This window comes from Sphingobacterium sp., from assembly GCF_039596235.1.
Classification (GTDB): Bacteria; Bacteroidota; Bacteroidia; order Sphingobacteriales; family Sphingobacteriaceae; genus Sphingobacterium.
The window spans coordinates 75,251-87,648 of the sequence record NZ_JBCNKE010000011.1 but is presented as its reverse complement, the minus strand read 5'-3'; the positions used below and the strand labels follow the sequence as shown (position 1 = coordinate 87,648).

At 38.9% G+C, this 12,398-nt stretch carries 7 protein-coding genes; 4 read left to right on the top strand and 3 right to left on the bottom strand.

Features of this window, described 5'->3' with window-relative positions:
* The first annotated feature begins 516 nt into the window (after positions 1-516).
* Together ABDW32_RS20720 and ABDW32_RS20715 are read left to right on the top strand one after the other, a co-directional pair.
* Positions 517-3,732, top strand: a complete 3,216-nt coding sequence (locus ABDW32_RS20720; RefSeq protein WP_343565743.1) for a TonB-dependent receptor — start codon at positions 517-519, stop codon at positions 3,730-3,732.
* 113 nt (positions 3,733-3,845) lie between these two features.
* Positions 3,846-5,723 carry a RagB/SusD family nutrient uptake outer membrane protein gene (locus ABDW32_RS20715; protein ID WP_343565742.1) on the top strand — a complete coding sequence of 626 codons (1,878 nt, stop codon included), beginning with the start codon at positions 3,846-3,848 and terminating at the stop codon, positions 5,721-5,723.
* A 48-nt stretch (positions 5,724-5,771) separates the two neighbouring features.
* Here the strand turns inward: ABDW32_RS20715 and ABDW32_RS20710 are convergent, their stop codons facing one another.
* Positions 5,772-6,992, bottom strand: a complete 1,221-nt coding sequence (locus tag ABDW32_RS20710) for an MFS transporter (RefSeq protein ID WP_343565741.1) — start codon at positions 6,990-6,992, stop codon at positions 5,772-5,774.
* A gap of 87 nt (positions 6,993-7,079) precedes the next feature.
* Complete coding sequence (locus tag ABDW32_RS20705) at positions 7,080-7,739, bottom strand: FCD domain-containing protein (RefSeq protein WP_343565740.1); 660 nt, start codon at positions 7,737-7,739, stop codon at positions 7,080-7,082.
* Between the two features lie 245 nt (positions 7,740-7,984).
* Here ABDW32_RS20705 and ABDW32_RS20700 point away from each other — a divergent pair, with 245 nt between their 5' ends.
* Positions 7,985-9,703: a hypothetical protein gene (locus ABDW32_RS20700; protein ID WP_343565739.1), complete on the top strand. Its 1,719-nt coding sequence runs from the start codon at positions 7,985-7,987 to the stop codon at positions 9,701-9,703.
* A gap of 190 nt (positions 9,704-9,893) precedes the next feature.
* On the opposite strand, the gene ABDW32_RS20695 is transcribed toward ABDW32_RS20700, so the two are convergent.
* Positions 9,894-11,078 (bottom strand): MFS transporter, encoded by a 1,185-nt coding sequence (locus ABDW32_RS20695; protein WP_343565738.1) that lies wholly within the window; start codon positions 11,076-11,078, stop codon positions 9,894-9,896.
* A gap of 83 nt (positions 11,079-11,161) precedes the next feature.
* Between ABDW32_RS20695 and ABDW32_RS20690 the strand changes: the two genes are divergently transcribed.
* Complete coding sequence (locus tag ABDW32_RS20690; RefSeq protein ID WP_343565737.1) at positions 11,162-12,013, top strand: AraC family transcriptional regulator; 852 nt, start codon at positions 11,162-11,164, stop codon at positions 12,011-12,013.
* Positions 12,014-12,398 lie beyond the last annotated feature (385 nt).

The following is a 12,398-nucleotide window of genomic DNA, read 5'->3' as shown; positions in this document are numbered from 1 at the left end:
AGGTTTTTTTTGAGAAAAATATATTTCCAAATTATTGTGGCTGTTGCGGTTCGCAATTAACAAATAAATACGTTGATAATAAAAATACATGTTTTTATATAATTATAGCGCCATTATAATTAAAACTTATAACATGTTTTTTTAATAATACAACTGTTCTTTTTTAAGTAAAATGATGGCATATTATGTATTTGAACGGATATTTTCGATGACTTCAGATAGCACAATCTATAATTATATATTGAAGATAGGAGGCCCAGACGCGGTGGTATTTAGAAAGATTCTTGTAGGACATTTTTATCTATCGTATGATTGTTAATTAACTGTAAGTGTGTGGGTTAATCTGTGGTTTGTAAATAGTGTTAAAATAACACTTGCATTGTTTATTTATTTTTGTATTTTCATATATTCAAAATTCAATTATAAACCGCCTTTGATAAGATCCTAAACCGAGCATCTTGTGGAAGCAAATAAATAACTAATAAACATACAATTTTAAACCATTAAGCAGTTTTTATGATTAATTGCCATTATTTCTCAAATCAATGGAAGAGAGCATTTTGGACCGGATCATTATGCTCTTTAGTAGCATTAAGTCCCCAGTCCGTGAATGCTGCCGGTTTCGCGCATTACGCAAACCTCTTTCAACAAGAACTAAGTGTTACCGGTGTTGTCCGAGATGAAACAGGAATGCCAATTTCTGGAGTAACCGTTTCGGTTAATGGAACTAATTTGGCGACAAAAACAGACAATGAAGGTCGTTACAAATTAGACAAAGTTCCATCTAATAGTACAGTCAATTTCCGGATGGTCGGTAAACAGAGCATGGACGAAGTCGTCAATGGTCGACGTGCCATAGATGTGACATTGCTAAGCTCCCAATCCAGCTTGGATGAAGTCATTGTGGTTGGTTATGGCAAACAGCGGAAAGAAACCGTAACTGGTGCAGTCGCTACGGTAAAAGGGAGTGATCTAGCACAATCGCCAGCGTTGAATGTTTCCAATGCAATGACAGGCAGAATCCCGGGTGTAATAGCGACAAATGGTAGTGCGGAGCCTGGATATGATGGTTCTACCATCAAGATTCGTGGCACTAACACCTTGGGAAATAGTAGCCCGCTCGTGGTTATTGATGGTGTGCCAGCCCGTGAAGGGGGAATCGAACGGCTTAATCCGCGCGATATAGAAAACATCTCGGTGCTAAAAGATGCGTCAGCAGCGATTTACGGTGCAAGGGCAGCGAATGGTGTTATCCTTGTGACAACCCGTCGTGGAAAGACAGGTAAGCCACAATTTTCTTATACCTTCAACCAAGGATATTCCCAACCAACAGTAATTCCAAAGTTGACGGATGCCACACAGTTTGCGGAAATTCGCAACGAGCTTGAAATCTACAATTTACCTGTGGACGAATGGTCAGCAGCATTGACCTCTATAAACGGGACAGGATCTTATACAAAAAAGGACGGAACTGTATTAGGGGCACCTTTTAAACCTGATGATATTCAGAAATTTAAGGATGGCTCAGACCCCTGGGGACACCCCAACACGGATTGGTATAAATCTACCCTGAAAAATTGGTCGCCCCAACAGCGTCATAACCTTCAGATTAATGGTGGTACCGAAGATGTAAAATACCTATTGTCCTTAGGTTATCAAAATCAAGATGCTTATTACAAAAATTCTGCAACCGGTTACAAGCAATATGATTTACGGATTAACCTTGATGCGAATATAAGTCAATATATCAAAACACAGTTTGGGGTTTTGGGAAGGCAGGAAAACCGTAATTTCCCTACGAAAAGTGCGGGCACTATTTTTAGGATGTTAATGCGCGGAAACCCAACGCAACCAGCGATCTGGCCAAATGGGAAACCCGGTCCTGATATTGAGAATGGTGAAAATCCTGTTGTTATTACAACAAATGCCACCGGATATGACCGTGATAAGCGATATTATTTCCAGACAAATGGACAGGTAGATATCACGAATCCATGGGTTGAAGGACTAAAATTGACATTAAATGCGTCTGTAGATAAATACGTAAAGAACCAGAAAACCTGGGTTACTCCCTGGACATTGTATTCCTGGCCGGGCGCCTACGAAGCAGATGGTAAAACACCTTTATTGCAAGCCGGTCGACGTGGCCCTGCAGATCCTAACCTAAATCAAAGTAATGAAGATCAGCTCAATATCCTTTTAGGAGGTATTTTAAGTTTCGATCGAAAGTTTGGAGACCATCAAGTAAACGCGATAGCTGGTGTGAACAGGGAGACAATTGATAACGATAAGTTCAGCGCCTATCGACGTTACTTCTTGTCGAATAGTATAGATTATTTGTTTGCAGGTGGAGAGCAGGAGAAAAATAATGATGGAACAGCGTGGAAGAGAGCACGGTTAAATTATTTCGGTCGTTTTGGTTACAACTATAAAAGTAAATATATCGCGGAATTTCTCTGGCGCTATGATGGCTCTTATATGTTCCCTGAAAGTGAGCGTTTTGGGTTTTTCCCCGGTGCCATGGCTGGTTGGGTAGTCTCTGAAGAGAACTTTTGGAAGGAAAATATTCCAGTTATCAACTATTTTAAAATTCGCGCATCTTATGGGCAAATGGGTAATGACAATATTTATTGGGAAGATAAATTACAAGAATACCAATACTTTTCCACTTATTCATTCGGAACCTATATTGTGGATGACAAGCTGGCCAAAACATTATTTGAGAGTCGGGTACCAAATGAAATGGTTACCTGGGAGGTTGCCAATAACTATAATTTAGGTTTTGACTTCCAATTCCTACAAGGCAAGTTAAATTTTGAATTTGATATCTTTAAAAATCGTCGGAATTCGATCCTATGGCGAAAAAATGCTTCTGTTCCGCAAAGCACGGGTATGACGCTACCTGCTGAAAACATCGGTAAGGTCGATAATAAAGGTTGGGAATTTAATCTTGGCTATAAAGGTAAAGTCGGCGAACTTGGATATACTGTCGGAGTCAACGGCGGTTATGCGAAGAACAAGATTATTTTCTGGGATGAGGCTCCTGGAGCTCCTGCTTGGCAACAAAGCACAGGTAAACCTATCAAGACCGATATCTATTATATTTATGATGGTGTGTTCCGGGATATGGATGATATCGCCGCTAATAAACTTGATTATAGCGCCATTACCAAAACTTTGCGCCCCGGTGATATGAAATATAAAGACTATAACGGTGATGGGAAAATCACACCAGATGATAAGGTAAGAAGAGACAAAAATAGTGATCCTACATTCCAGGGGGGATTCAATTTCAGCTTGAGCTATAAGGATTTTGATTTGTCCGTTTTGTTCCAGGGAGCGACAGGTGGAGAAATCCGTGTTGGTACAGATGAATCGGGTTCTATTGGTAATTTTCTGGAAGAATTCTACGATAAACGTTGGAGTATAACTAATCCGAGCAGTGAGTACCCTCGGTTAACGGATCGTAGTAATCAATATTACTCCTATAACAATACCTATTGGATGCGGAGTACAGACTATCTGCGTCTAAAAAATGTCGAGTTGGGTTACAATCTTCCGTCAGCAATCTGTGATAAGATCGGTATAGGCTCATTGCGTGTATATGCAAACGGGATGAATTTGATCACATGGAGCAAAATCAAGATGTATGATCCAGAGGCTGTAAATGCACTGGGGCAATACTATCCACAGGCAAGACTTCTTAATGCGGGGGTATTATTATCGTTTTAAGCGTTATAAAATTAGGAGAATAAAGGGAGGTTTGTGGTCGATGAATCTATAGGTTTCAGGGATAACAAATCGTCTTCGGAAGTTTATTCTCGGAAAATAAATCAGATAAAAAAATGAAAAAAATTGCAAATATATCACTATCAATACTTGTATTATCGTTTGGATTCCAATCCTGTAACGATGATTTTGTGAATACAAAGCCGCTTAGTGAAGTTCCCAATGAACTGGTATGGTCTGACCCTGGCCTGTCAGAGGCTTTTGTGATAGAAATTTATAATGGTTTTGGTGCAGGCGGTTTCTACGAGCAAGAAATGGCTTCTATGACAGATGAAGCACTATTTACACACCCAAATCGCGGGATTAATACGGTAACTGAATCGCGGTCTAATCCGGCTGATCAAGGTTATATCATGGATACCTACGAATATGGACGTATGTACGTACGTATCCGGGCAAGCAATATGGCTATTTCAAATTTGAGACAGGCCAAGTTTGATCAGGAAAAAGCGAATAAAATACTGGGAGAAGCATATTTCTTGCGCGGATATTATTATCAACAACTCTTGCGTTTCTACGGAGGTGTACCAATAGATAATAAGATTTATACCTTAAATGATAAGGATTTTATGAAGCCTAGAAATAGCTATGCCGAATGTGTCGATGCGATCGTGAAAGATCTGGATAGTGCAGCGCTACTATTAAAGGGTATTACGCCAGCCAAAGGGAGGGCAAGTGAAACGGCTGCCTTGGCGCTGAAATCCCGCGTGCTGTTATATGCTGCCAGTGATCTTCATGATGCAAATAAAGCCGGTATGAAGTCTGCACTCTTAAAAGCTTATACCAAACCGGAATACCTAATGTACACGAGTGGGAGTCAGACCGAACGTTGGAAAAAAGCGAAGGAAGCAGCAAAAGCAGTCCTGGACCGGGTCAGCTTTGCTTATAAGCTGGATCTGTCCGCCCCCGTAGCGGCGACAGAAGGAACTGCAAATTATATGGCCTTGTCTTTAGGAGGAGGAAGTAAAATGGCCGATGCCGCAGCGGCAAAAGACATTATTTTGGGCCGATTTTTTATTAATGAAAAAGACGAACGTGGTGGATGGGTTGGACGTGACAATGGCCCGAACGGTTATCACAATTGGGCGGGGAATACGCCTATCCAATTACTCGTTGATGACTATGAAACGGATAAGGGACAAAAGTTTGATTGGTCCAATGCTACTATGGCGGCATCTCCTTATCAAAACCGTGACCCAAGATTGAAGGCAACAATTCTATACGATGGCTCCGACTGGAAACCCAGGACGGCTGATGTAACAAAGCGGGATCCCAACAATCAAATCCAAACCGGTCAATATGAAATTATCAATGCCCAAGGCAATAAAGTCACACATTTTGGCTTGGATACCAGAAAAAGTCCTGTCGAAGATTGGAACGGATCAAGAACAGGATATTATATGCGAAAGTTTGTCGATCCAGATCCAGCACAAGAGGATCAAAATACAAGACAACGTATTCCCTGGCCAATGTTACGCTATACCGAAGCTGTATTAAACTATGTGGAGGCCTGTATCGAACTAGGTGAAGAAGCGGAAGCAAGAACTTGGCTGAACCGTATTCGGTTCAGAGCTGGAATGCCGGCAATTGCAGTCCAAGAGAGTGGAGTTGCACTCAAAAACCGATACCGGAATGAGCGACGAATAGAATTAGCTTATGAAGAGCATCGCTTTTTTGACGCAAGACGTTGGATGATAGCGGCAGAAACCATAGGACGTAAAGCAAATATCATCAATATCACTGGCACGCTGAAAGATAATAAAAAAGTAACGTTGTATAAGTACGATCCGACCAACTATACTTATAAATATGTCGTGAGTAATATTGATCCTGGAATTGAAAATAGAAACTGGGATGATAAAATGTATTTTACTTCTTTACATCGTGATGAAATAAATAGAAATACCCAGCTTATTCAGAATCCTGGATACTAAGTTTTTATAAATACATCTCACCGATAATTATCGGTGAGATGTATTTTGTCAGGCTTTTTTCTGACGTTCAATGTTGGGTAGTAAGCCCGTCGCAATGCCAATCAACGGGAGATAGGCACAGATGTCGAAGATATGTTCAATGGAGGTTTTATCAGCCAGCCACCCCAAAAGTGCGGAGCCAATTCCACCCATTCCGAAAGCAAGTCCAAAGAAGAGTCCCGCAATCATACCTACTTTACCTGGAATCAGTTCTGTCGCGTACACCAATATGGCCGAAAAAGCTGAGGAGATAATCAGTCCGATTAGAACAGAAAGTATCATTGTTAACGTTAGCCCGACATGCGGCAATAGCAATGTAAATGGTGCCGCACCAAGTATTGAAACCCAAATAATGAGTTTACGCCCGTAACGATCACCTAAGGGGCCACCAAGTATCGTTCCAATAGCGACCGATGCCAGAAAAACAAAGAGATAGATTTGTGATTCTTGTACGCTAATGTCAAATTTATCGATCAGATAGAACGTAAAGTAACTGGTCATCGATGCCATGTAGAAATACTTCGAAAATATAAGGATTAATAAGACAACTAGGGCAAAGATGACCTTGGATTTGGACAAGTTCGAATGTACCTCTGCAGTGTTATGTGTTGCAGCAGTAGATTTCGGTTTGAGGTGCAATTGGTACCAATTTCCGACGTAGGTAAGAATTAGTATCGCCAAGATTGCCAATACACCAAAAGTACCAATATATTGTTGACCAAATGGAATGACAATCAGTGCAGCTAAGAGAGGGCCAATTGCCCCGCCAGCATTTCCGCCGACCTGAAAAATCGATTGTGCCAATCCTTTTTTACCGCCAGAAGCGAGATGCGCAACTCGGGATGCCTCAGGATGGAAAATAGAAGATCCCATGCCAATCAAGCTTACCGAAAGCAAGATATAGATAAAACTGGAAGCAAAAGCGATACAAAGTAAACCAGCAAGGGAAAATAACATACCGATAGCTAAGGATCGTGGTGTAGGATTCTTATCGGTGTAAAGTCCAACAAAAGGTTGCAGAATGGACGCTGTCAGTTGAAATACTAGGGTAATAATGCCAATTTGAGTAAAACTAAGCGCATAATTAGATTTTAATAGTGGATAGACAGCTGGAATAACTGACTGAATTAGATCGTTCAATAGATGAGAAATACTAATTGCAAATAAAATGGGGTAGACTGTCTGGGAACTATTCCAAGAGCCGTCTGCATTTAAAGATTCTGTTTTCATACTTAATACATCAGGTCATCTGATGTTTTGTTTTGTGATTATTTATATGTGATTGTCGGGATTTTAAATTAGAAGGAGGTTAAGGAATTATTTATGCTGGATAATTTGATTGGCGACAGCAACAGCTTGTTGGATATTTTTATCTTTAATCGCTTGCATTAAATCCTCGTGTTGCTTTTGCGAGATTAGGAAAGGAGTTGTGTCCTTATAAATTTCCATGAAAAATTTGTTAACGTGGGTGGATAAGGTATGATACAAGGCCGTCAGAATGTTATTTCCACAAGATTCAGCGATAGCGCTATGAAAGGCAATATCCGCCTCTATACAAGCGATAAGATTTCCGGCAGCGGCATATTTTGCTCTATTTTTAAGCGCGGTAGCCATGCCTTTGAGCCCATTTGCTGTTCTATTTATCGCTGCCTTTTCAATAATTTTTAATTCAAGAACATGGCGCACTTCAAAAATATCATTAAAATTACCCTTTTCAATTTTAGCGTCGAGCGCATGATGTCCGGTCACACTTTTGATAAATGTTCCCAGTCCCTGCTGCACATGTAAATACCCAGACTGACTTAGATACTTAACGGCTTCACGAATAGTTGATCTACCCACTGCAAACTGTTTCATTAATTCCGGTTCTGTAGGGAGTTTTGACTCTAAAGGAAAATTGCCCAATTTGATCTTTTCTTCAATTGCGGCAGCTACTTCTTGAGCCAACGATCTTCGTATGATGTGTTCAGTTTTCATATAGTCATATCATCTGATGATTTCAAAGGTAGGATAAAATTCCGCTTCCACAAAAATAATTTTTTCTATTCCATCCACTTTTGCTCATATTGGCCTATCCTAAAAAGAGCAATTTTTTAACATTGATCGAATCTCGTAAGGCTTTAGCAGGAACTGAATTTCCCTGTGTGATCACAACATGTAAATTCTAGAGGTGCAGATAGACTTTAGTAAGTTTTTTTTAAATTAGATATTAAATTGATTTTATGAAGAAAATTCCAATTCTATTCTTTTTATTGATTTCAAGCATTGGCTATGCTCAAAATCTTTCGCCTTATGAGAAAGGTAATGGTAATCAGTCGACGACTTTCGAGGAAATGCGTGAATTCTATAGGGGACTGGCGAAGCAATTTCCAACAATCAGTTATGAAACGAAAGGGGAAGACGATAACCAAGCTCCGATTGATGTCGTGATTTTCAACCCGTCTGAACAGCCTTTAGAAGAGGGACGAAAGGACAAAGCGGTGTTGTTTATCAATAACGGCATTCATCCCGGCGAGCCAGACGGAATTGATGCGACCATGATGCTCATGAGAGATTTAGCTACCGGAAGGATAAGCATACCTAAGCATGTTATTATAGCTGCCATTGCGAGCTATAATGTTAGTGGGATGTTAAATCGAAATGGTTTTTCCCGAGCGAATCAAAATGGACCAGAAGAATACGGTTTTCGGGGAAATGCAAGGAATTATGACCTGAATAGGGATTTTATTAAAACAGACACTAAAAATGCGCGGAGTTTTCAGCAAATTTTCCAATGGATAAAACCGGATGTTTTTATTGATAATCATGTTAGTAATGGCGCAGATTATCAATATACGTTCACCTATATTTCCACCAATAAGGAGCGTTTGGGAGGAGTTCTGGGAAGTTATTTTAACAACGAAATGCAGAAAATACTGCTAGAAAATCTTGAAAAAGATGGGTTCATCTCAGTTCCCTATGTCAACATCCATCATGACGTTCCCGACACAGGCTTCCCAGTTTTTATGGATTCCCCAAGGTATGCAACGGGCTATACCAGTCTTTTTAATGTAATTGGAACCGTGGTCGAAACCCATATGTTAAAACCTTATAAACAGCGCGTAAAAGCAACTTATGATTATATGCTTAATACGCTCAATTTCATTGGGCGTAATTATAAAGTTATTCAACAGAAAAGGGCAGACAACCTCAAACAGTATAGGGTAGGGAATACATATCCCATTAGGTGGAAACTTGACTCTACAAAATATGAAAACATCGATTTCAAGGGTTTTGAGGCAAAATATAAACCGAGTGAAGTTTCTTCAGAAAGTAGATTATGGTATGACCGTAATGCCAAATTTTCAAAACAAGTTAAATTATATAATACCTATATCCCAACAAAAGAGATTACTGTTCCAAAGTATTATGTCATTCCGCAATCCGAATGGAAAGTGCTTGATTTACTGAAACTCAATAAGATCAAAATGTATCCGATTCAGCGGGATTCTATGATTGTTGTAGAGCAGTATAGAATCAAAGATTTCAATACGACTTCTACTCCTTATGAAGGACATTATGTACATTATGATACGGATGTTATCAAAGAAGAGAGAGAAAGGACATTTAGAGCTGGAGATTTTTTGGTTCCACTGGATCAAGAAGGTGTCAAGTATCTTTTGGAAACACTCGAACCGGAAGCGATTGATTCCTATTTTAACTGGAATTTCTTTGATGCGATTTTAGGGCAAAAAGAGTACTATTCAGCTTATGTTTTTGAAGATACTGCGGCTAAACTTTTAAAGGAAAGCAAAGAATTAAAATCTGCTTTTGACAAAGAGAAAGTGAACAATCCGAAATTTGCCACTGACGGGCGAGCCCAGCTGGATTGGGTATACAAACACTCTGATTATTATGAAAAATCACACTTATTATATCCGATTTTCAGGGTCATACATTAATGAGGCTTGTATCACCTAAGTTTCTGTTGAGGAACTGGAAATTCTGTACAATAAGGTTATAGATTACGATCCTCAAATTCACTGAAAAATATCATTTATTTTACTGAGATCAAAGATAACAATACAATTAAGAAAGACACCCCATTCCCAGAGAAGGGGTGTTTTCTTTAGGCAATCGGAGCCGATTTTGTTATACCTGTTTACAAACTGATGGAGCAAGCTCCGGTCTATTTGTTTCGCCCTCGGTTCGCGGCTGTGGGAAAGTAACAAAACTCATTGCAAATGTTATTGCTAATAATAGGATGCTTATCCATATAACATCATGAACTCCGTAATACGCACTTATTATTCCGCCGAGAAACGCGCCTAAGGATATGCCAATATTGAATGATGAAGTCAATAAGCTATTGACAAATTCTAAGGCGTGATGAGGGACAGACTGTGTTGTCCTGATATTTGAAACTAAAAAGCCACCGGTATGGATCATTCCCCAAAGTGAAACGATAATGACCATTGGCATAAAGATTCCGCCAAGGTAGTAAGCCAAAATCTGTATCGTAATTAAAGAGGACAAAAACAATCTTGCTGTCAATAAAACATTTCTATTCAGCGCTAACCCCATAAGCCAGTTCCCCAACGTCCCCATGCCACCAAAGAGAAGCAACATGATACTGATCTGCGCACCATCCATTTTAGTAATCTGTTCAAGATAGGCCGTAAGATAGGTGTAACTGGAGAACATCGCTGCTAATGTACATATGGTAGAAATCAAGTTGAGCCATAGGAGAGGACTTTTTAGTATGGTCATCTGATTCTGTATAGTTCTCGTGTTATCTGCTGGAATTGAAGGTATAAAAAGCAATAGGCCAATAAAAGCAATTAAACTGATTGCACTACTGAGAAAAAACGAGGCTTGCCAATTATTGAAAAGATCTACTGCATAAGTTGTTAATGGAATTCCGAGTACAGTCGCTAAGCTAAGTCCCAGCATAACTGTTGAGACACCCTTTGCTCCATTATTCTTAAATGCAATAGCGATAGAAATATTCCAAAAGAGGGGATGTAATATTGCTGGTAGTATACGGGCTACCATCAGCATTGCGAAATTTGAAGAAAATGCGGAGATCAAGTTGGAGAGAACAAATATGCTCATAACCAGACATAAAAGAAGCTTTCGATTTATTTTTGTTGTAAAAGAGGTGATGAAGGGAGAGGAAACGGCCACTGTTATCGCAAAAGCACTAAGTAACCATCCAGCAGTATCTATTGATACTTGGAATTCCCGACTAATAGTTGGAAGGATGCCCACTATTCCAAATTCGGTAGTAATTATGCCAAATGCACCCAAAGCCAGGACGTAGATTGATTTATTCATTGTTATCTAAAATTTATATAGCAAAGTTGGACAGAAAAATTATAAAAAATCAGTACATTTTAATGATAAAAAAGTATTTTTACATGATGAAAAGAGAAAATATCGATCAACTGGTTAAAGTAGAACATCATAAAGAGGTAAACTGTCCCATAAGAGACAACCAGTTCTCTTTTTTTCAGATCATATATGTTATTTGCGGAAAAGGCTTCTTGAAGATAAATAACAATACAACATCCTACGATGAAGGCAGTCTGATCCTCCTTACGCCCAATGATCAGCACCATTTGGACACCGTTGAGAAAACGGAACTTTTGCTTATTAAATTTAGCGAACGTTATGTTAAAGATTACAAGTGGAACAGTATTAATTCTATGGAATGTTTACTATATGGCGCGTCCTATTTGTCGGGTTGCATTTTACAGAATAAGCCAGATGTTATTTTGGTTGATTCGATCGTATCGTCACTTCTTCATAACATAAATCATCCGGATCTCTTTCATGAAGAACTCACATTACATTATGTGAACGCTATAATTGTAATCGCTGCACGCAATATTTCAAAGATGCGAGTAGAACATGTGGCTTCCAACACAGACAAAAGGGCGCTGGATATTATCAACTATATTCAGGGAAACATCCATGATCCGGCCTTGTTGAAAGTATCGTCGATAGCACAAAAATTTGGATTTTCCGAAAGCTATCTTGGAAGTTATTTTAAAAAACAGTGCGGTGAAACAATTCAGCATTATATATCGAATTATAAAATGAGGTTAATTGAACATAGACTTCTTTTTAGCGATATGCGGGTTAACGAAATTGTCTCCGAATTTGGTTTTTCCGACGAAAGTCATCTGAATAAATTCTTCAAAAAAAGGCACTTAATGAGTTTGACTGAATTCAGAAAGGCAAAAGGACAAATAGAATTATACCTTTAAATAGCATATAGATATTCTATCACCCAAGAGGTTTAATAGCTATAGCAGGCTATTTGTTATTGATGGCAGAGTAGATTTTAAGGATTTTATTATTTTCTAAACTACGGATCGCATATAAACATACCTTAAAGGCGAATTACAAATGGCAGCCATCGAATATGTATTTGTGGTTGGTTAAAGCAAAGAATACTATAAATTTAATTTGAATTTAGAACAGATCGGGCATCGAAATGTTAGAGATATGGATAAGGATGTTTGAGTTGATAGCATTTAAAATGCAGTTTATAATATAGATATTTACCAGGGATTATATGAAAAAAATAATATTTAGGTTCGCACTATTTAACCTCCTAATAGGTGTTGTACTATTTATTCTTTATAGAGT